At 42.3% G+C, this 21,192-nt stretch carries 17 protein-coding genes; 6 read left to right on the top strand and 11 right to left on the bottom strand.

What is annotated here, in order from left to right:
* Positions 1-6: 6 nt before the first annotated feature.
* Entirely contained in the window at positions 7-930 is a 924-nt protein-coding gene (locus FTU64_RS10045; protein WP_180050202.1) for a mechanosensitive ion channel family protein, read from the top strand.
* A gap of 121 nt (positions 931-1,051) precedes the next feature.
* Here the strand turns inward: FTU64_RS10045 and FTU64_RS10040 are convergent, their stop codons facing one another.
* On the bottom strand, positions 1,052-3,838 hold the full coding sequence (locus FTU64_RS10040) for a DUF2339 domain-containing protein (protein ID WP_180055955.1): 2,787 nt from the start codon (positions 3,836-3,838) through the stop codon (positions 1,052-1,054).
* A gap of 163 nt (positions 3,839-4,001) precedes the next feature.
* Between FTU64_RS10040 and polA the strand changes: the two genes are divergently transcribed.
* On the top strand, positions 4,002-6,767 hold the full coding sequence (polA, locus tag FTU64_RS10035) for a DNA polymerase I (RefSeq protein ID WP_180059698.1): 2,766 nt from the start codon (positions 4,002-4,004) through the stop codon (positions 6,765-6,767).
* 156 nt (positions 6,768-6,923) lie between these two features.
* Here polA and FTU64_RS10030 read toward each other — a convergent pair whose 3' ends face one another.
* From FTU64_RS10030 to ppx, 5 genes are read right to left on the bottom strand one after another with little or no spacing between them, the layout of a single operon-like run.
* Positions 6,924-7,487 (bottom strand): YggT family protein, encoded by a 564-nt coding sequence (locus FTU64_RS10030; RefSeq protein ID WP_078189567.1) that lies wholly within the window; start codon positions 7,485-7,487, stop codon positions 6,924-6,926.
* 27 nt (positions 7,488-7,514) lie between these two features.
* Positions 7,515-8,345, bottom strand: a complete 831-nt coding sequence (gene proC, locus FTU64_RS10025) for a pyrroline-5-carboxylate reductase (protein ID WP_168378486.1) — start codon at positions 8,343-8,345, stop codon at positions 7,515-7,517.
* Positions 8,342-9,718: a tRNA lysidine(34) synthetase TilS gene (gene tilS / locus FTU64_RS10020; protein WP_180055946.1), complete on the bottom strand. Its 1,377-nt coding sequence runs from the start codon at positions 9,716-9,718 to the stop codon at positions 8,342-8,344. The genes proC and tilS overlap by 4 nt, the downstream gene beginning before the upstream one ends.
* Positions 9,655-10,479, bottom strand: a complete 825-nt coding sequence (locus tag FTU64_RS10015) for an acetyl-CoA carboxylase carboxyltransferase subunit alpha (protein WP_078189570.1) — start codon at positions 10,477-10,479, stop codon at positions 9,655-9,657. The genes tilS and FTU64_RS10015 overlap by 64 nt, the downstream gene beginning before the upstream one ends.
* Positions 10,480-10,512: 33 nt before the next feature.
* Positions 10,513-12,033, bottom strand: a complete 1,521-nt coding sequence (ppx, locus tag FTU64_RS10010; RefSeq protein ID WP_180059697.1) for an exopolyphosphatase — start codon at positions 12,031-12,033, stop codon at positions 10,513-10,515.
* Between the two features lie 266 nt (positions 12,034-12,299).
* Between ppx and trxA the strand changes: the two genes are divergently transcribed.
* The 3 genes from trxA (at position 12,300) to FTU64_RS09995 (ending at position 14,877) form a co-directional block, all read left to right on the top strand.
* The gene (gene trxA / locus FTU64_RS10005) at positions 12,300-12,626 is read left to right on the top strand and encodes a thioredoxin (RefSeq protein ID WP_078192629.1); all 327 of its coding nucleotides are present in this window, start codon (positions 12,300-12,302) and stop codon (positions 12,624-12,626) included.
* 323 nt (positions 12,627-12,949) lie between these two features.
* The gene (rho, locus tag FTU64_RS10000) at positions 12,950-14,218 is read left to right on the top strand and encodes a transcription termination factor Rho (protein WP_067731074.1); all 1,269 of its coding nucleotides are present in this window, start codon (positions 12,950-12,952) and stop codon (positions 14,216-14,218) included.
* A gap of 413 nt (positions 14,219-14,631) precedes the next feature.
* Entirely contained in the window at positions 14,632-14,877 is a 246-nt protein-coding gene (locus FTU64_RS09995) for a hypothetical protein (protein WP_078192631.1), read from the top strand.
* A 287-nt stretch (positions 14,878-15,164) separates the two neighbouring features.
* Here the strand turns inward: FTU64_RS09995 and FTU64_RS09990 are convergent, their stop codons facing one another.
* The 3 genes from FTU64_RS09990 to pheS form a co-directional block, all read right to left on the bottom strand.
* Positions 15,165-15,461, bottom strand: a complete 297-nt coding sequence (locus tag FTU64_RS09990) for an integration host factor subunit alpha (RefSeq protein ID WP_004649746.1) — start codon at positions 15,459-15,461, stop codon at positions 15,165-15,167.
* Positions 15,458-17,839, bottom strand: a complete 2,382-nt coding sequence (gene pheT / locus FTU64_RS09985; protein ID WP_180055944.1) for a phenylalanine--tRNA ligase subunit beta — start codon at positions 17,837-17,839, stop codon at positions 15,458-15,460. The genes FTU64_RS09990 and pheT overlap by 4 nt, the downstream gene beginning before the upstream one ends.
* 130 nt (positions 17,840-17,969) lie before the next feature.
* Positions 17,970-18,950 carry a phenylalanine--tRNA ligase subunit alpha gene (gene pheS / locus FTU64_RS09980; RefSeq protein ID WP_180024390.1) on the bottom strand — a complete coding sequence of 327 codons (981 nt, stop codon included), beginning with the start codon at positions 18,948-18,950 and terminating at the stop codon, positions 17,970-17,972.
* A 159-nt stretch (positions 18,951-19,109) separates the two neighbouring features.
* Between pheS and FTU64_RS09975 the strand changes: the two genes are divergently transcribed.
* Complete coding sequence (locus tag FTU64_RS09975) at positions 19,110-20,138, top strand: hypothetical protein (RefSeq protein WP_180055943.1); 1,029 nt, start codon at positions 19,110-19,112, stop codon at positions 20,136-20,138.
* Positions 20,139-20,222: 84 nt separating this feature from the next.
* On the opposite strand, the gene FTU64_RS09970 is transcribed toward FTU64_RS09975, so the two are convergent.
* Together FTU64_RS09970 and FTU64_RS09965 are read right to left on the bottom strand one after the other, a co-directional pair.
* The gene (locus FTU64_RS09970; RefSeq protein WP_111884721.1) at positions 20,223-20,435 is read right to left on the bottom strand and encodes a hypothetical protein; all 213 of its coding nucleotides are present in this window, start codon (positions 20,433-20,435) and stop codon (positions 20,223-20,225) included.
* A 109-nt stretch (positions 20,436-20,544) separates the two neighbouring features.
* A complete protein-coding gene (locus FTU64_RS09965; protein WP_180055954.1) occupies positions 20,545-21,096 on the bottom strand; it encodes an adenylate kinase in 552 nt (183 codons plus the stop codon).
* Between the last annotated feature and the right edge of the window lie 96 nt (positions 21,097-21,192).

Below are 21,192 nucleotides of genomic sequence, written 5' to 3'. Positions count from 1 at the left end.
TGAGCCATGGCAGATTTAAATATTTCGACAGAAATTACCAGCAGCCTAAAAGGAATGGTCGCCAATCTCAATACTGATCGGCTGACAGAATTATTGGTGGCTGTTTTATTGGCAGTCATCGGCTTTCTGATTGCACGTTTTATCTCAAACACCTTTATCCGCACTGTGGGTATGCGTTTCAATGCTCATCAGCAGTTGGTTTGGCGTCGCGGGATTTTCTATTTCATCTTTTTAATCTTTGTGATGGCCAGTTTAAAAGAAGCCGGCTTTAAACTCAGCGTCTTCTTGGGTGCAGCAGGTATTTTAACGGTCGCACTGGGTTTTGCCTCGCAAACGTCCGCATCCAACCTGATCAGCGGGATGTTCTTGATCGGTGAAGGGTCTTTTGAGGTTGGTGATACCATTCAATTGACACTGATTCGCGGGCATACCATTGAAGGTGAAGTAATCTCGATTGATTTACTGTCGGTCAAATTACTCACGCAGGACAATGTCTATGTCCGTTTGCCGAATGAACAACTGATTCGGGCACCTGTACATAACCTGTCTAAGTTTCCAATACGGCGCATTCCAATTACCCTTGCAATTAACTTTCATGAAGACATCATCAAAGTCCGTGAAGTTTTATTAGATGCCGTCAGTAAATATCCATTGGTCTTGGCCGATCCTAAACCTGCCGTGACCGTCACTGCCTTTCGTGAATCTTCCATTGAGCTGCTTTTTGCTATTTGGTGTCAAAGAGAGAATTTCCTAAAAGTCCGTGATGAAATGCAGGAACGGATTCGCAATGCCTTTGTAGAAAATAAAATTGAAATTCCTGTACCGAAAATGGGTTTTGTTGACCACCCGCTTTCTACGCAAGCAAGCAATGCCGACGTCGATCAATATGCCAATGCACAAGAGATCCAACGAGAACCTCAACTCAAATAATGGTTTATAGACTTGATATGAAAAGCCCTGCATATCTTCAAATGTGCAGGGTTTTTTTATCATCTACTATTATAGCCATCGACCTGTACAGCTTAGTGATTTCGTACCTTTAAGAACTTCATCATGGCTCAATCTTGTCATTCGGCATGGGGGCAATATAAGCAATCAAAAGCATGGCAAAACCTGCCGCCATAAACGAAATCACTCGCATGAGTGTGCCGACATGAGATAAATCCAGCAAGACCAATTTCAACGTCACCAAGACCAAAATACTGCCGCCGAGCAGCCAAACTGAACGTAATTGGCGCTGACTGGCAAAGCGCATACTCACCAAAGCCAATAACACCCACAGCACGGTAAAACTGAGTTGAATGGTCGCATCACTCCAAATGTCTAAACTGTTATAAGGTGTATCCAGATACCTATGTAAGGCACGGAGCACAACATAGCTACTTAACCAAAGTAGCCCTAGGACACTCAACACGGCAGCCAAGCTACGATCTAAACCAGCTTTTAACTGTTGATTCAACATCCATAAAAAAGCCGCTAACAACAGCAAACTCACTGCATCAAAAGGATTCAGTATCGGCAAGATATATCCCACAAAGGCCTGCTGACTAAAGAGTTGTGAACAAATAATCCAAGCCAAACTTAAAAGCAAGCTACTGCGAGCCTGCCAAAACATTTTCCAGACCGGTTGCTGCGCTTGCCAATAACACCATGCACAAAATATCAGCGGCAAAATTACCACACTGATATACGGCATACTGGGTATCAGCGTCAGACTGGTCCACGCCAAGCTACTCAAAATTCCGAGACTGACCCATTCTTTTTCTTCACGCACACCGAGTAATGGTCGTAGCCAAAGCAGCGTCAAGCTCAGCCCAGCGAATGCAAAATAAATCTGCTCCATCGTTGAATGCCAAATTAACTGACCGTTCTCACTCACTGAAATAACTTGGTACAGCCCCATCACATAAACAGGCACTAGACCGGTCCACTTAATGATGGACCAACTCCACGAAGCTTTTCGTTTTAACAAGCCTTCATTCACCAACAGATAGGCCACACTGACAATCAATAAACTCAAGGCCAATTGATGACTACTCTGCAGCCAATCTAAGAGCAACATGGTGAACATAGTAGTTGCTGAGAGCATTTGCACACATTGAAAGGCAATACTCGAACTTGAAAGCTGTTTATGAAATGCAGGAACAGCATGCGTCACGATAATGGCCGCCAAATAGCTCAAACACACGCCCCAATACATCTGTGCAGGGAAATGTGGCAGTTGAACCAAATAATACAGACTTGAACAACCCGCCATCACCAAGAGCGCCATGCCTAAATAACGGCTGATATTGGACTGCTTGTATAGGGCATATATAAATATCAATGCACCTTCAACTGCCCAACCGACCACACTCCACTGCTCTTTCAATACTATCGGTGGAATCAATGCCAAGAAAATTAAGGTCAAACTCAAATAACTTTGTGCAATCAGTGGGATCACAGCACTACGTTTACTGATGCTATACAGTGCGGCAAAAAGCGCTGCAAATAGCAAGCTATACCCCGCCTGCCATACGGTTTCCTCAAAATACATCAAATACAATGCCAGATAAGCAAGCAGTGGTGCAGCAAAAATCAGTGCAATATCCAAGGCAGGTTTGAGTTGAAAATGCGCAAGATCCTGTTTCGCCAATAACTGGCTAAAACGAAAACCTAGCCAGATAAAAATCGCAGCGTGGGCTAAAACCAGCACGCTCATCATCTGACGTTCGGTGGTGTATCCGTGGTAAAAAGCATATCCACCACCCATAATCACCGTCATCAAAAATGCGATTTGATTCAGATATTTCCACGGTCTTAAAGTACTCATGACCGCAACAGCAATATTAATCACAAGATAATAGGCGATGAATTCCGTTGCAGTTGCATCACGAACAGGCAAGGTAAATGGCGCAAGATAGGCGATCAGCATTGCCATGATTGCCAGTTCTACCGACTGTTGTTTCAAACTGAGCCAAATCGTCAATGCCATAAGCACTGCATACAGTACACAGGCCATGCCAAAGCCCGCAATCACGGCATTGTAATAGGCAAAAAATAAGGTCAAAAACAGCGCTGCAAGACCTAGACCTTCTAGCGCTAAGGCAAAACTTCGATTTTTGGCTTGCAGCCAATATCCTAGTCCGACAACACCAGCACTGATCAAACTCACAATCAACAGCTTCATGGCCAAGCTTAGTTGCCAATGCTCTGTGGCAAATCTAAGTAATAGCACCACGCCAATCACCAAGACCAGTACCGCCACTTTTAACACGGGATTACCTTGGAAAAGCCATTGCTGAATTTGACTGGATAAATTTGGTGCAGACTTGGATGATGTATTAGAAGGCGTTGAATTGAATGTTGCCTGATGTCTAGCTGTACCAATTGCAGTCGCGGGATGTACAGATGGTGTATCGTCAGAATCAAAATTTTCAGGACGGTCTATTGTCGATGCTGACATTGAAGTAGCCACATGACACGATTGCGACTGAAGCGCACGTCCTTGCAATAGATGCAGCTGACGTTCTAATCGTTTCAGCCAACGCAGAAAAAAATAAACCCACAGGCTAATCCCGATCGCAACCAAATATCCCAATTCTGTTAACAGTCCAACGACCGTTAATAACGATGCAATATATAACGGAACCTTTGATGTCACTTGAAATGCTTGTTTTGATGAGCTCAGTGCATCAGCGCCATGCTGTAAATCATCGACATAATTCATCACACTGAGCATAAAACCGATACCACTGATATAACTCAGGATTCGGACATCTAAATACCATGCCCCGATCCCTACCATGATCAGCGTCATCAACCAAATCATCTTGATTTCATTATTCTGTTTCAGCATACCTGCTTCGTCATTTTCCTGAATGTTTTGATGATACATGAGCCTGACCGATGGATTAAAACTATTCATCAGTGATTCGGTAAGTTACATATACAATCTAGACTCAGCGTACGGGCAAAAAATCACGTACAATAAAACCGTTTTTAGGATTAGGAAATTATCCATGCCACCATTTGTCTTGGTCGATGGCTCATACTTTTTATTTCGTGCCTACCATGCACTGCCACCATTAACCACTTCAACCGGTTTGCATACCAATGCAATCCGAGGTGCCATTTCTGCCATCCAAAAATTAATGCGTCGTATCCAACCGACGCACATGGCCGTTATTTTCGATACACCTGAACCAACCTTCCGTCATGAATTGTCCCCGATTTATAAAGGTGACCGTCCAAGCATGCCTGAAGAATTATCACAACAAATTCCATATCTTCATGCATTAATTCGTGCTCTAGGGATTCCGCTGCATATGTTGCCAGGTGCTGAAGCCGATGACATTATCGGAACTTTAGCCAAACGCGCTGAAGCAGCCGGTCATCAAGTTTTGATCTCCACTGGTGACAAAGACATGGCGCAGCTCGTTACTGAGCGTGTCACTTTAGAAGACAGCTTCAAAGACAAACCGATGGACGTTCAAGGCGTTTTTGAAAAATTTGGGGTGTGGCCGAATCAAATCATTGACTACCTCACGCTGATGGGCGACGCCTCTGACGGCATTCGTGGTGTACCCGGTGTTGGCGCAAAAACAGCAGCGAAACTTTTAACTGAGTACGGCTCGATTGGTGGCATTTTAGAAAATGTCGACAGCATTAAAGGTAAAGTCGGTCAAAACATTAAAGACAATGTCGAAGGGATTACTCTTGACCACCAACTGGCGAGCATTGTTTGCGACCTCGACATGGGCCTTAAATACGAAGATTTGAAACTTGCTGATCCAAATATTCCAGCACTTCGTGATTTATATACTGAACTAGAATTCCGTAACCAACTGCAGTCATTAGATCATCCGAACAACCCCAATGGTGCAACCTACAAACAAGCAGCCAAAGCTATCAACACCACGGCGACTGTTGCCAATGCACCTGAAGCTGAAGATCAAGCGGACAAAACCAGTGTTGATGATTTACTCGGTGAAGCTCGATATCACACGGTATTGACCCAAGAAGATTGGGATGTGTTATTCAAGCGTCTAAGTACTGAAAAGCGTTTTGCCTTTGATACCGAAACCACTAGCCTTGACTACCGCGTGGCGCAGATTGTAGGTTTCTCGGTGGCTTTAGATGCACAAGATGCCTATTACGTGCCGCTTGCGCATGATTATGAAGATGCGCCGCAACAACTTGATCGCAACACAATTCTGAATCAACTCAAACCTTTACTTGAAGATAATGACGTACAAAAAATTGGTCATCATCTCAAATATGATGCACATGTCTTAGAAAATCATGGCATTCATTTGGCAGGTTGGTATTTCGATACCATGTTGGCCTCTTATGTCCTCAACTCTGTGGCTACGCGTCATGGAATGGATGATGTCGCACGTTTGTATTTAAGTCATCTCACAACGACGTTCGAACAAGTGGCCGGCAAAGGCGCAAAACAAAAGACCTTTAACCAAATTGAGCTCGAAACGGCAGCCCATTATGCCGCTGAAGATGCCCATGTGACCTATCGTCTGTATGAAGTACTCGATAAAAAGTTACAAGCCCATCCAGAACTGATCAATATTTTGCACAATATTGAGATGCCAGTTGCCCGTGTTCTGACCTCTATGGAAGAAAACGGCATTGAGCTAGATATGGCATTCCTCGACCAACTTGGTGTGGAATTTGCCAATACCATTCAAAATTTAGAAACCGAAATTACCGATCTTGCGGGTCAAAGCTTCAATGTCAGCTCGCCTAAACAAGTCGGCGAGATTCTGTTTGATAAATTAGGTTTAAAAGGCGGTAAGAAGACCTCTACAGGTCAGTACAGTACCAGTGAAAGTGTTCTAGAGAAAATCGATCATCCGATTACCGATTTAATTTTGGAATATCGTGGTCTCTCTAAACTGAAAAGCACTTATACCGATGGTCTGTTAAAGCAAGTGAATAATGACACACATCGTGTGCATACCAGTTATCACCAAGCGTTAACAGCTACAGGTCGTTTATCATCCACAGATCCCAACTTACAAAACATTCCTGTCCGTGAAGATATTGGGCGCCAAATCCGTAAAGCCTTTATTGCACCTGAAGGTCGCATATTACTTGCAGCCGATTACTCGCAAATCGAATTACGTTTAATGGCACATTTCTCGCAAGATCATGCCTTGGTCGATGCCTTCAATCATGGACAAGACGTACATAAACGTACTGCGGCAGAAGTTTTGGGTATTCCACTCGATGAAGTGACCAGCAACCAACGTCGTCAAGCCAAAGCGGTGAACTTCGGTCTGCTCTATGGCATGTCAGAATTCGGTTTGACTCGTCAGTTGGGTTTCACTCGCGAAGAGTCACGTAACTATATTGGTAAATACTTCCAACGCTACCCTGGTGTTTTAGAATATATGGAACGTACTCGCCAAGTGGCACGTGAACAAGGTTTTGTGGAAACCATTTTAGGTCGTCGTCTGTATACACCGGACATTATGGCGAGCAACAAAATGGTGAAACAAGGCGCTGAACGTGCAGCGATTAATGCGCCGCTACAAGGTTCTGCGGCGGATATTATTAAATTGGCCATGATCGCCGTCGATAAAATCTTACCGAAAGATCAAGCCAAAATGTTACTGCAAGTACACGATGAATTGGTGTTTGAAGTCGATGCTGCAATTGCCGACGAACTCTCTGCCCAACTGGCTGAAGTAATGCAGTCTGTGTTGAAAATTTCCGTTCCACTGATTGTGGAAGTGGGTCAAGGTAATAACTGGGACGAAGCACACTAACTCATTCACGTTCATTCACGCCTTTCTCCCTCTAGGAGGAAGGTTGGATGGAGGTGAGATATCTCCTCGTAGATATTTATTGTTTTACACCACATATTAAATCCACAAAAAAGGACGCCTCGGCGTCCTTTTTAATTTAACTCGTCTTAGCTCAGATTAAAGACCAGTCAATAATGCAATTGCGACTTGCTTCATAATGGTTTCCGCAACCAACAATGCCAAAATCGCAAAAATTGGTGACAAGTCAATCATCCCCATATTTGGAAGAATACGACGGAATGGCGCAAGTAGCGGTTCTGCCAACTCTTGAACCACTTCAATATAAGGCGAACGTGACTGGCTAAACATCACGACCCAACTCAAAATAATCGATGCAAAAATTAAGTAACGACAGAAACGGATTAAATCCTGAATCATGGTCACAAAGGTCATAATGATCAGATGGAATGGACTATTCACCGCCACGCCTGACAAATACATCAAACCAAACATTTTTAACAAATACAGAATCACCACCAACACCAATGCTGCGGTATTCACTCGACCTTTGGCCAAAGTTGGGAAAATTCGGCTAAAGATGTCGACAATTTTTGTTGCTTTTGCTGTTGCCAAAACCACAGGGTTATATGGACTCACGGCAGCAAGCTGCATTAAAAAACGGAAAAATACGAGCAAAATTGCAACGTTAATAATGATTCCAAAAATTTGAGCAGAGCCCATACTTGAACTTTCCTAAATCAAATCGAATTATTTGGTGCTTTCGCTTAACTCTTGTGCCAACTCTTGGCTACGCTTTTGCGCTGCAGCTAAAGCGGCCTGAATATTTTGTGAAATCTGAGCACGATCAAATACTTCAATCGCGGCTTGTGTGGTACCATTTGGAGAAGTTACATTTTTACGCAACTCCGCAGGACTGTTGGCACTGGTAATCGCCATTTGTGCGGCACCTAATGCAGTTTGCAAGGTGAGTGCTGTAGCCACTTTTTCATCCAAGCCCATGTTTTTTCCTGCACGGATCATACTTTCCATCATATAGAAAAAGTATGCAGGACCTGAGCCAGAAACTGCTGTTACCGCATCAATCTGCGCTTCAGAGTTTACCCAAAGTGTTAAACCAGTTGAAGCCAAAACTTGACTTGCAAGATCACGATCTTCAGCCGAAACCGCTTCACCTGCATACAAACCATGCGCACCGGTTTGAACTAAAGCAGGTGTGTTTGGCATGACACGAACAATACGCTCTGTGCCTAATAGTTTTGAAATCGTTGCAATTTCTGCACCTGCAACAATTGAAATCACCAACTTCCCTTCTAGCAACCCTTGTAATGGTGCCAAAACTTTTGCCAACACCTGAGGTTTAACGGCAAAAAGTACAATATCAGCATCTCGAATTGCCGCAACATTATCATCGGTCACATGCAAATCTTTTTCAGCCAAAAGCTCACGTACTTTTTCTACGGGATCTGAAACTGTAATACGTGTCGTCGGGACACCACGTGCAATTAGGCCACCAATTAAAGCCTGTGCCATGTTGCCGCCACCAATGAAACTGATATTACAATTTAGAATTGCGCTCATGATTGAAGATCCGATATTGCAGATTTAGCGTTAAGAGATAATGTCGGTTGCCAGCCAGCTTGAGTACAAAATTCAGACTGTGCCAACCAAAAGCCCTGAGGCGTAAAGACGCCTAGCATAACATTATCTCGGCTTAATATTTGAATAGTATGACGCTGCCATGGAAAAATTTGCGCCTGCTGAATGGCTTTTTTCAACGGCCAACTTCCGACACGACCATACAAATGAATTTTTTCGCCGCCAAGACGTGGGCGAATCTGCAGTTGCTGCCCCAATAATTCAGGTGATAAGCCAACCTCTGAGGGTTGAATCACAAAATGTCCGGCAGGCAACTTGTGGCACTGACCTGCAACACAAGTTATAACCTCAACCTCTTGAATGGGGTCAGTTTGAAGATAATCCGCTTTGGCAATCCGATGAAGTTGCTGTTGAAAGCGCAGATAATAAAACCCATTCCAGTGTAATGCCGCTTGCGAGTCTTCGCGTGAGCCAATCACTTCTGAAAATAAACGCTGTACCATTTCAAAACTTGGACGATATTGCCCCTCACCTTTCATCCAGTGCGATAACAACTGACGCTGACGTGCCTGACTGAGCTGTTGTAAAGCAGCCAAAGATAACATTTGCGATGAACCACAGGCCGCTAAATCTTGCTGCAACACCTCATATAAAATTTCATCAGCATCTTGCATCAAATAACTGGTTCGACTCAAGGCTTGCTGCATTTTAGGAAATCGATCGCTGAGTAACGGCCACAAAATCTCACGACTCCACGCACGGTCATAGTCGGTATCAAAATTGGTGAGGTCTTGAATATTTTGCACATGCAGCTGTGCTGCCCATTGGCAAATTTGCTCACGTGAAAGATCTAATAGCGGACGCCATAATGTAAAATCTTCACGCACATCGAATTTTTTCATGGCAGCAAGGCCATGGACACCGGCACCTGAAAGTAGCCGCAACATCAGTGTCTCAGCTTGATCTTGCTGATGATGCGCGAGTACCAATATTTCATCTGCTTGTAAATGTTCGACAAAGGCTTGATAGCGGGCTGAGCGGGCTTGATTTTCAAGGTTACCTTGCGCAACCTGAACTTTTTGTATGATGAATGGAAGATTCAGCGCTGCACACTGAGCGCGTACAAACTCGCCCCAAGCATGACTACACGCTTGTAGTTGGTGATCAATATAAATCACCCGTATTTTTTCAGGGCACAAAAACGACATAAGATGCAGCAGCAACATGGAATCCATGCCACCACTACATCCTATTAAAAATCGGCTTTGTTCAGGCAGCGCCTGAATTTGACTTAAGCAGTCAGCCCTAAATTGTCGCTGCCAAACTTCATTAAACGCTGATAACGCGCTTCGCATCGTTCGTTTGCATCCATTGGTTGCAGTTCTTCTAGAGCTTGCTTCAAGACCACTTTCAAATCCTGCATGACTTTTTCAGGGTTTAAATGTGCGCCCTCCGCTTCGTCCACCACGTATTCCACAATGCCCATCTTCTGCAATTTATCTGCCGTCAATGCCAATGCTTCACTTGCTTGTTCTGCTTTCTCTGCAGTTTTCCACAAAATAGATGCACAGCCTTCAGGTGAAATCACTGAATAAATACTGTGAGATAGCATAATCACACGGTCAGCCACGCCAATACCGAGCGCACCACCCGAACCACCTTCACCCAATACCGTTGCCACTACAGGCACTTTGAGTGAAGAAAGCTGAGCTAAGCTAGTTGCAATCGCTTCGGCCTGACCACGCTCTTCTGCACCCACACCTGGGTACGCACCCATGGTATCAATAAAGGTAAAGACTGGCAGATTAAAACGCTCGGCCATATCCAATAAACGCTGTGCTTTACGGTAACCTTCGGGGTTACTCATACCAAAATTATGTTGTAATTTTTCACGTGTACTACGACCACGGTGCTGACCTACAATCATCACAGGCTGACCATCTAAACGAGCCAAACCACCAATCATCGCGCCGTCATCACCAAATAGGCGGTCACCGTGCAAAGCATCGAACTCTGTAAAAATTTCGCCAACATAATCCAAAAACTGCGGACGTTCAGGATGACGTGCGATCTGAACCGTAGTCCAGGCTTTAGATTGAGCTGCTTTATTTTTCATAGGTCGATCATTATCCCTAACTTAACTGGTCTCTTAATTGATAAATTGTTCCGACTGGATATTCAGTTCAATATCCCAATGCTTAAATTGCACCTGCTCATCATGCAAGTCTGCAACCAACAAAGGCCACTGTTTGGCATCACCAGAAACACTAAGTTGCCATTGTTGCGCATTGTCCACGCTTAATTCAATGGCAGGAAGCATCTCATCGCTGCGACTATGATTTAATAAAACTGCTAAACGAAGCAATAGACATAAGTAAACAAGTTTGTTACCACCGACTTTCATCACATCAATGCGCGCGTCACTGCGTAACTTACGACGATGATGCGCTACTAAATGCGACAAATGATTTTGATCAATTTGTGAGAAACCAGGAATATCCGAATGTTGCAGTAAATAAGCACCATGACGATGGTAACCACTATGACTGATCGCTAAACCAATTTCATGCAAATACGCGGCACGACGCAGTAAATCACTGTCATCACTGGTCAAATTCAGTGCGCTCGCCACACCATTAAACAGTTGTTGCGCGGTATTTACCACACGCTCAGCTTGTTTTACATCTGCGTTGTAGCGACCCATCAACGCATGTACAGAACGGTCACGAACATCTTCATGTTGGAAACGTCCCAATAGGTCGTACATCACGCCTTCACGTAACGCGCCATCAGAATAAACCAATTTATCGATATTCAGCACATCAAAGACTGCATACAAAATGGCAATGCCGGCTGGCAAAACTGCTCGACGGTCTTCTTTTAGACCATCAAATTCCATTTCATTGACATGCTTATATTTAAGCAATTTATCTTTGAGTTTAAATAAACCGTCACGTGTCAGTTCTTCCTGATCGTTGCTCCAGCCCATATTGACACAAATCTGACGACATGCTTTGATCGTGCCACTTGAACCGACAACAGTATCCCAGCCCGCAGCTTTATAAGTGTTGGCAATGCCTGCGATTTCCTTGCGAGCAGCATTTACCGCTTTATCAAAACTTTTCAGGTTAATTTCACCATCAGCAAAAAACGCTTTGGTAAAAGCGACACAGCCCATTTGCACAGATTCTGTATGAATCGGTTCAAACTCTTCACCAATAATCAACTCTGTTGAACCCCCACCGATATCAATCACAAGGCGGCGACCACTATTTGCCATAGTATGTGAAACCCCTAAATAAATTAGACGGGCTTCTTCACGACCAGCAATGATTTCAATTGGTTTTGGTAAAATTTCAGCGGCTTTTTGGATAAATTCATGACCATTTTTTGCTTGACGCAAGGCATTAGTCGCCACAATACGTAAACGGTTAGCTTGTACAGGATTTAAACGCCCCACAAAACGTGCTAGGCAGGCTAATCCTCGTTGCTGTGCGGCTTCAGTCAAATTTTTATTTTCGTCTAGACCTGCGGCAAGCTGTACTTTTTCTGACATTGATGCAACTTTTTTCACTTCACCATGGTCTACGCGTGCGATAGCCAAGTGGAAGCTGTTCGATCCCATATCGATAGCAGCAAGTAATTCTTCATCAATCAAAAAATCAGACATTATTCAAAAAAACCTGTTCAGAATTGTGCTTAGATTAATTCACATACATGCAATTTAAAAGCCATTTATGAGTAGTTCGGGCGGAACTTATCGATTTTTTATCTGAAGCAATGATAGTCATACACGATCATCGGCATCGTGATCATCCATTAGACAAACTGACCATTCAGGTCGAAAATTTACATAACCCCCTACATTGTTATAGTTGGCTATGTAATACTTATAAACATAGAGTCAACTTAAAAATTAATTCCGGAGCAAAATCCATGTCTGGCAATATCGTAAATACAACTGATGAAAACTTCCAAGCCGATGTACTAGAGTCTGATACTCCTGTACTTGTAGATTTCTGGGCAGGTTGGTGTGCTCCTTGTAAAGCCATTGCACCTGTACTTGAAGTACTTTCAACTGAGTTTGAAGGCAAAGTTAAAATCGTTAAAGTAGACGTAACTTCTTGCGAACAAACAGCTGTAAACTACAACATCCGTAACATTCCTGCATTATTAATGTTTAAAAACGGCGAAGTTGTAGCAACCCAAGTCGGTGCCGCACCAAAATCTAAATTGACAGCTTTCATCGAAGAAAACATCTAATATTTTTTCGATAATAACACTCGAAAATACGCTGTTTTACACAGCGTATTTTTTTGGTTGATAAATTGACAAATGCTGTGTTCTCTCTTATATTGTTTACTCAAGAAATTAAGGATCTCAAATCCTGTCATTTTCTTACAACACAACACATAAAATGCCGCTCGGCAACAGAATTGTTTTTCACATCTCTCTTCATATAACGAATCAGATCTCTGAATTGTTTTGTGCAAACCAATTGCTATCGTTTCTTGCATGATCGCGGCACATTTGTTGCTCCCTTTTCCAACCTGTACCTCAGAATTTTAGATTCTATCTGACCACCTATGAACTTAACCGAACTCAAGAAAAAACCGATTGGCGAACTCATCAAGATTGCCGAGTTTATGGGCCTCGAAGGAATGGCTCGTAACCGTAAGCAAGATATTATTTTTGCCATCTTAAAGCGCCACGCAATGAACGGCGAAGAGATTTTTGGTGATGGCGTTCTAGAAATTCTGTCGGACGGCTTTGGTTTCTTACGCTCTGCAGCGGGTTCTTACCTAGCCGGCCCTGACGATATCTATGTGAGCCCATCACAAATCCGTCGCTTCAACCTTCGTACTGGTGACACTATTACAGGTACGATTCGTCCACCTAAAGAAGGCGAACGTTACTTTGCATTATTAAAAGTTAATCAAATTAACTACGACACACCCGAAAACTCACGTAATAAGATTCTTTTCGAAAACTTAACACCTTTATTTCCAACCGAACAATTGGTAATGGAATTAGGTAATGGTACAACAGAAGACTTAACTGCGCGTGTGGTTGACTTGGTTGCTCCGATTGGTAAAGGTCAACGTTCAATTATCGTTGCACCGCCAAAAGCGGGTAAAACCATGTTGTTACAAAACATCGCTCAGTCGATTGTTCGTAACAATCCTGAATGTTTCTTGATTGTCCTTCTGATTGACGAACGTCCTGAAGAAGTAACAGAAATGGAACGTACTGTTCGTGGTGAAGTGGTTGCTTCAACATTCGATGAATCACCAGCTCGTCACGTTCAAGTTGCAGAGATGGTGATTGAAAAAGCTAAACGTCTTGTTGAACACAAAAAAGATGTAGTGATTTTGCTTGACTCAATTACTCGTTTAGCACGTGCTTACAACACTGTAATCCCTTCATCTGGTAAAGTTCTTACTGGTGGTGTGGATGCCCATGCTTTAGAACGTCCAAAACGTTTCTTCGGTGCAGCACGTAATATCGAAGAAGGTGGTTCACTGACGATTATCTCAACTGCGTTGATTGAAACTGGCAGTAAGATGGATGAAGTGATCTACGAAGAATTCAAAGGTACAGGTAACCAAGAAATTACCCTAGACCGTCGTATTGCTGAAAAACGTGTGTTCCCTGCGATGAACATCAAAAAATCAGGTACACGTCGTGAAGAGCGCCTAATGTCTGAAGATAACCTCCGTAAAGTTTGGATTTTACGTAAATTGCTTCATACACAAGACGAACTTGCAGCGATGGAATTCTTGCTTGATCGCATGAAAGAAACCAAAACCAATGATGATTTCTTCGATCAAATGAAACGTAAAGCATCCAACTAAGTTGAATGTTTGACTGAAAAGGCCATCTATAACGATGGCCTTTTTATTTGGTTGACTTTAGTTACACAAAGAAACATTTGATAGATCTCCATATAAACTTATTTTCAAGTTTATGATTATAAAAAATATATGTTAAAAAACCCTATTCTTTTTAGTAGTTTATTTGCTATTTCGCCAATATAAAACTTTCTCTTAATTGTTATTTTCTGTTAAAAAATGGCCGTTTTTCACCTATTTTTAACGGTTTTTTCAAAGTCACTAGTAGCATTTCAAAATACTCAGTGATAGCATACACGCAGACCAGTTAGACTGCTCTATGCATTTTTAATACCTATTCAAATTAGGCATAATAAAAAGCACACAACAGACTAACGCAGGTTATTTTTTAATCTCATATTTTAGAGAGTGATGCCATGTTATTCAAAAAAATCGCTATTGCTGCTGCAGTTGCTACTACTTTAGCTTTCGTTGGTTGTGCTAAAAAAACTGAAGAAGCTGCTCCTGCTGCTGCATCTGAAGCTGCTGCTTCTGAAGTAGTTGCTGCGTCTGACGCTGCTGCTGTTGAAGCTTCTGCTGCTGCATCTGAAGCTACTGCTGCTGCATCTGAAGCTACTGCTGCTGCATCTGAAGCTACTGCTGCTGCTTCTGAAGCTCAATAATCTAACCGATTATTCAGCACAAAAAGAGAGCCCTTTGGCTCTCTTTTTTATTGCCTGAAACTTTAAAGCCTAGTTCATAAAAAGAGCTTAAATTCAAAATACTAAACCCATGCTTATTGAAAAATAAAAACTGACGATTTTGCTAAAAGAAAGCCATAATCAATCTCTACGACAACTCAACTCAACTCAAATATATCATCTCACTTTAAAACGAATATTCTTCAACATGACTTGTGCGATAGATGATGAACACTGCACCTCCTAAATCAAAGGCAAAAAAAAGCAGATCAATCGATCTGCTCATTTCCAACACGTTGACGGAATTTTTGTCCCGCACGGAAGGTCACTACACGACGGGCAGAAATCGGAATTTCTTCACCCGTTTTCGGGTTACGGCCTGGGCGTTGACGTTTATCACGCAACTCGAAGTTACCGAAACCAGAGAGTTTAACTTGTTCCCCAGAGATTAGCGCTTGGCTAATCTCATCGAAGAATAACTCGACCATTTGTTTTGCTTCACGACGGTTTAAACTCGTGAGCTCACTTAAATGATCAGCCATTTCTGCTTTTGTTAATGCTGTCATGAAGCCCTCAATGTCGCCTGGTAAGTGTTTTCCAACACCTGAAGTATGTTATCCATACCGGTTTTGATTTCAGCATCTTCTAATGTACGTGTTGGATGTTGCCATTGAATTGCAAATGCCAATGAGCGCTTGCCTTCTTCGACACCTTGACCAGTGTACACATCGAATAACCAAACTGCGTCTAAAAGCTCACCGCCGGTTTTTTCGATAAGTTGCTGAATTTCACTAACATTAATCTTATCACTAATTAAAAGCGCAATATCACGTCGAACCGACGGAAAACGTGATAATTCTGTAAAATTAGATACATAAGTTTGCAAAACAGCCGATTGATCTAATTCAGCGACCCAAGTAGTCGCCAAATCCAACTCATCTTCTAAAGATGGGTGTAAACGACCGAAGTAACCAATTGATTGACCATTGACTAAGATTTCAGCAGATTGACCTGGATGCAACCACGTACGCTCTGAACGTACATATTCAACATTTAAACGTGCAGAATTTAAAATCTCTTCTACATCGCCTTTAAAGTCAAAGAAATCCATTGGCTGTGCTTTACCATGCCAAGATTCAGTCGTACGCGAACCTGTTGCAACCAGTGCAAATGTTGGGATCTGTTTAAGATCATGAATGCTGTTCGCACCTTGATAATCAAAACGTAGACCAAGCTCATAGAAACGAACACGATTTTGCTGACGGTTCACGTTGTATTGCACACATGGGATCAAACTTGATAATAAGGTTGAACGCATCACTGCAAGATCGCTAGAAATCGGGTTTGCAAGCGCTAGTGGTTGAACCTGTGGATTCAATTGTTTCTCTAGTTTCGCATCTGCAAAGCTAAAGCTAATCGCTTCTTGATAACCCAAAGCCACTGCAGTTTGACGTAACTGAACCAATTCAAATTGGTCTTGGTATTTCGCTAGTTTGACATCAATCACCGGCAAGCTAATTTGAATATTGTCGTAACCGTGAATACGTGCTACTTCTTCGATGAGGTCTTGATAAATCGCCATGTCAAAGCGGTGTGATGGTGGTAAAACAGTCCACTCACCTTCTGCTTTCACAGTGACATTGCAACCCAAACGCGTTAAAGCATCCGTAATAAATGCAGATTCAACTTTATAACCGAGCAGTTGATCAACTTGCGCTTGGTTCAGTTCAATGGCTTCACGTTTTGGTAATAATTCAACTTTTTCAGCAACAGTAATTGGACCAAACTCACCACCAGCTAAATCAGCGATAAGCTGAGAAGCACGATGCATTGCAGTCATCGGCAATTCAAAGTCTACACCGCGTTCATAACGCTGAGATGCATCAGTATGCAAACCAAAACTACGTGCACGACCTGCGATATAGAGTTGATCAAAGAACGCCGACTCAAGGAAAATTTCAGTGGTATCATCAGAAACCGCTGAACTTAGGCCACCCATGATTCCTGCAATCGCCAAAGCTTTTTGATCATCCGCAATCACCATCACGTTTTCAGATAATTCAACTTCTTGTTCATTCAACAACGTTAATTTTTCTGCTGCTGTTGCTTGGCGTACACGAACTGACCCTTCAACTTTACCGCCATCGAATGCATGTAAAGGTTGACCCAATTCCATTAAAACGTAGTTGGTAATATCGACCAAAATACTGTGCTGACGAATGCCCGCACGAGCCAATGCACGTTCCATCCACTCAGGAGTTGGTGCTTTGGTATTGACGTTTTTGATCACTCGACCTAAGTAACGTGGGCAACCATCAGTTTCAATAACAACTTTCTTCTCATCAGTAATTGTTGCAGCAACTTCTTTAATTTCAGGGGCAGTCACAGGGAGTTGATTAATCACACCAATTTCACGTGCAATACCACGAATACTGAAACAGTCACCACGGTTTGGTGTAATACTGATATCAATCACATTGTCATCAAGATCTAAATATTCACGCACATTTACACCAACAGGAGCATCTGCAGGAAGCTCTAATAGACCGTCGATTTTGTCTTCAAGATCAATTTCAGACGCACCGCACAGCATGCCTTGCGATTCAACACCACGAAGCTTGCCTTTTTTGATTTTGAAATCGCCCGGAAGTACTGCACCAATGGTTGCTACAGGAGCTTTCATGCCTACACGCACGTTTGGAGCACCACAAACGATTTGTAACGGCTCGCCTGAACCGATGTTTACAGTAGTGACACGTAAACGGTCAGCATCGGGATGTTGAACCACTGTTAAAACTTCACCGACTACTACACCAGTAAATGGTTTTGCAGCAGGAGATAAATCATCAACTTCTAAACCTAACATGGTCAGTTGGTCAGAAAGTGTATCGCTATCAATGGCTGGGTTAACCCATGTACGCAACCAATTTTCGCTAATTTTCATTGTATAAAAACCTATTAATTCTAAATTTCTAATCCCCTCTAGCTCCCCTTTAAAGAAAGAGGACGAACCCTAAGTCATGATGGACAACCCCTCTCCTTTTAGGAGAGGTTAGGGAGAGGTATAAAACTGTTTAAGCAAATTGGCGTAAGAAACGCACATCATTTTGGTAGAACATACGTAGGTCATTAATGCCATAACGCAACATTGCAAAACGTTCTACACCTAAACCAAAGGCAAAGCCTTTGTATTTTTCTGGGTCAATGCCAGCGGCTTGTAAAACGTTTGGATGCACCATACCGCAGCCCAAAACTTCCAACCATTTACCACGTTCATCCATGATATCCACTTCCGCACTTGGCTCTGTGAATGGGAAATAAGATGGACGGAAACGTACTTTCAAATCTTTTTCAAAGAATTCATTTAACAAGTTCACCAACAAACCTTTAAGTTCTGCAAAGCTGGTGTTTTCAGCAACGTACAAACCTTCGATTTGATGGAACATTGGAGAATGCGTTTGATCTGAGTCACAGCGGTAAACACGACCAGGGCACACAATACGGATTGGAGGCTGCTGAGTTTCCATCGTACGAATTTGCACGCCTGAGGTATGCGTACGAAGTAAATGATTCGCATCAAAATAGAAAGTGTCGTGCATCGCACGTGCAGGGTGATGACCCGGAATGTTCAATGCTTCAAAGTTGTGATAATCATCTTCAACTTCTGGACCAGTCGCAACAGTAAAGCCAGCTTTGGTAAAGAATTGGCAAATACGTTCTTGAACTTGAGTCACAGGGTGAATACTACCCACCGTTTGACCACGGCCGGGTAAAGTAATATCAATCGTTTCGCTAGCAAGCTTTTGTTCTAATGCAGCTTTTTGTAATTCAGCTTGACGAGCAGTCAGTGCGCCAGTAATCGATTCACGAACGGCATGAATTTGAGCACCAAAAACTTTACGTTCTTCTGGGTCCATTTTACCGAGCGACTTCGATTGTTCCGCGAGCTGGCTTTTCTTCCCTGTAAATTGCACTCGCACTTGGTCGAGTGTAGCAAGGTCCTCTGCTGCTGCAATCGCAGCGAGCGCTTCAGTGGTCAGGGCTTCCAGTGACATAGTAACTCTCAAAGCAACAATTTAAAAAAATAATATAAACCCCTTATTCTAACAGTTTTTAGCCGTTATGATGAAGCGCATTCACAAGTTAAAATTGCATTAGCATCAAGTTTTAAAAAAAGTATAAGATAAACACAATATCAATGGGATCCAATCTTTATGGCACTCGATCCAATCTGGAAACAACAGCTCACACTCGTCACTTATGGCAATGAATTTCTCAACCAAGGTTTGAGTTTTCAACGTTGGTTGAATCACCACATTTTTGATCAGCACAGTTTCCATTTTCGTGATTTGCTATCACAGCATTTATTGGCTCAACATTTCCAAATTTGGCTAGAAGGCTTAAAAAAACAAGGGGTACAACGCTTAAGTTTACATAGCTCTAGCTTGCTAAATGATGAACAAAATCCGAATGCTAACGTTGAACTTCTTCCCTTTGCCCATTTTATTGTGAGCCACGAACAAAATAAAAAGCAGGCGTGGATTTTTGGTAAAGAACTTGCCGAGTGGTATAACGCAGAAAATGACTATGAAGCACCGGCATCCCAACAACTGCAAATTCGTCGAGAAACCTTTTGGCGCTATGAGCTGAACCATAAACTCATTAAACGCATCGAAGCGGATATGCAGTTACCAAGATGGGATGATATTCATAACTTCACTGAAGCAGAATTATTTTTACAAAAACCTGCGGAAGGTTTTATTGAGCCGGAGGTGTTGGGCACACCTTATTATGGTACGCAGCCTGATCCGAGCAGCGAATCGAATGAATCTACAAAACTTGGACTCTTGCCAACGGATGCACAAGCGGATTTTGCACATGACAGCTTGCATCGCTTAGATGCATTAAACCGCCACATTCAGTCTAAAATTCAGCATCCCTATCATGCAGATGGCAGCATCTATACACCTGAAGAACAGTTAAATTTGCGCCATTTTGCTCAAAAAACTGAAGATTTAACGGCTAAATTTATCGTAAAAATCGCCAATCACTATAAAACTGCACGTTTAACTCCTGTGGTCGAAAGCTCTCCTCTGGATGGATTTAAAACTGAGCAAAGAAAATCAAATCCTCAGCATGCACACACGCCAAATCCAACCCATAAACCCGGTGCAGGTGGAGTGATTACCTTAATTATTATTACGGTAGTGATTTGCTTATTGGCTTATTACTTCGGACTTTAACTGTATAAATGTGATCAACACTAAAAAACTCTTCTCATGGAAGGGCTTTTTTATGAACATGCTTATGTATGAATGACCTCAAAATTATGAGGTCGTTAAATAATTAAACGGACGAATTTCTAATCGAACGCGATGCTGATCGGCATGTTGATTAATATAATGACTGACAGAGACTACTTCCCCCTCAAGCTCTGCGTCTGCACCATACATGATTTTGACCGCCTCACCTTTGCGGGGAATCATTTCGAGCTCTACAGTGATGCTACCTTGACCCATACCAACTATTTCAGCCAACATTTTATTTTCCTTTTGTTCTTTTCTATCCATACATTAGGCATGGCGCAAAGCGCGGTATAAAGATTATTTCTGTAACTTAACTGCACTTTTTATTGATAAACATCAAAACTTAAACATCAAAAACATAAGAGTCCAATTGTTCTAAAAATGCATCAACTGCATTTGCAGACTTTAAACGAATCCATTGAATATGTTGATATTCAGGTGCATTCATCATCTGTAGATATTTTTCACGATTCTTTTTATGGGTCTTAATCATCCACCAAACGATTGAATCTCGACCAAACATTCGCCACAAACTTTCCTGATTATTTGAATCTGGCCAAAGATCTTGTTTGGACTTAGCCCGAGAAAATGCGCGCCTTACAGAGCGGTATAAATTGACTGGAAACGGAAGGTCTAACCATATCACCGTATCTATTTCAGACCATTTAACAGGAATCGTTCGAGTATAGTTGCCATCAATAACATAACCATTTTTCGCTTTAGCGGTTTCAGCTTCAATACGTGCAAAAAAGATCTCATCAGGACATTCTTGCCAATCATCTAGCCAAAACAAGTTATCTAATTCAATGTAATGCAAACCAAGCTTTGTTGCCAATGCCCTAGAAAATGTTGATTTTCCTGTAGCAGATGTACCGACTACGTTTATTTTTTTCATTGTCATGATGATCTACTTGAGTCAAGTGAACCTACTTCAAGATAACAGTATTAGATAAGATAGGTTAACTTTTATTCTTCACGATAATTTAAAAGA

The sequence above is a fragment of the Acinetobacter sp. YH12128 genome, from assembly GCF_013418655.1.
GTDB classification, from domain to species: Bacteria; Pseudomonadota; Gammaproteobacteria; order Pseudomonadales; family Moraxellaceae; genus Acinetobacter; species Acinetobacter amyesii.
The sequence above is the reverse complement of the archived record's forward strand: the minus strand, read 5'-3'. Positions and strand labels throughout refer to the sequence as shown.

Coding starts and splice junctions, on each gene's coding strand:
- FTU64_RS10040 (WP_180055955.1), bottom strand. CDS start 3,838: ATGCTGAAACAGAATAATGAAATCAAGATGATTTGGTTGATGACGCTG.
- FTU64_RS10015 (WP_078189570.1), bottom strand. CDS start 10,479: ATGAAAAATAAAGCAGCTCAATCTAAAGCCTGGACTACGGTTCAGATC.
- FTU64_RS09970 (WP_111884721.1), bottom strand. CDS start 20,435: ATGTTGGCTGAAATAGTTGGTATGGGTCAAGGTAGCATCACTGTAGAG.
- tilS (WP_180055946.1), bottom strand. CDS start 9,718: ATGCGAAGCGCGTTATCAGCGTTTAATGAAGTTTGGCAGCGACAATTT.
- FTU64_RS09995 (WP_078192631.1), top strand. CDS start 14,632: ATGTTATTCAAAAAAATCGCTATTGCTGCTGCAGTTGCTACTACTTTA.
- polA (WP_180059698.1), top strand. CDS start 4,002: ATGCCACCATTTGTCTTGGTCGATGGCTCATACTTTTTATTTCGTGCC.
- pheT (WP_180055944.1), bottom strand. CDS start 17,839: ATGAAAATTAGCGAAAATTGGTTGCGTACATGGGTTAACCCAGCCATT.
- proC (WP_168378486.1), bottom strand. CDS start 8,345: ATGAGCGCAATTCTAAATTGTAATATCAGTTTCATTGGTGGCGGCAAC.
- FTU64_RS10030 (WP_078189567.1), bottom strand. CDS start 7,487: ATGGGCTCTGCTCAAATTTTTGGAATCATTATTAACGTTGCAATTTTG.
- FTU64_RS09965 (WP_180055954.1), bottom strand. CDS start 21,096: ATGAAAAAAATAAACGTAGTCGGTACATCTGCTACAGGAAAATCAACA.
- FTU64_RS09975 (WP_180055943.1), top strand. CDS start 19,110: ATGGCACTCGATCCAATCTGGAAACAACAGCTCACACTCGTCACTTAT.
- rho (WP_067731074.1), top strand. CDS start 12,950: ATGAACTTAACCGAACTCAAGAAAAAACCGATTGGCGAACTCATCAAG.
- ppx (WP_180059697.1), bottom strand. CDS start 12,033: ATGTCTGATTTTTTGATTGATGAAGAATTACTTGCTGCTATCGATATG.
- FTU64_RS10045 (WP_180050202.1), top strand. CDS start 7: ATGGCAGATTTAAATATTTCGACAGAAATTACCAGCAGCCTAAAAGGA.
- pheS (WP_180024390.1), bottom strand. CDS start 18,950: ATGTCACTGGAAGCCCTGACCACTGAAGCGCTCGCTGCGATTGCAGCA.
- trxA (WP_078192629.1), top strand. CDS start 12,300: ATGTCTGGCAATATCGTAAATACAACTGATGAAAACTTCCAAGCCGAT.
- FTU64_RS09990 (WP_004649746.1), bottom strand. CDS start 15,461: ATGACAGCATTAACAAAAGCAGAAATGGCTGATCATTTAAGTGAGCTC.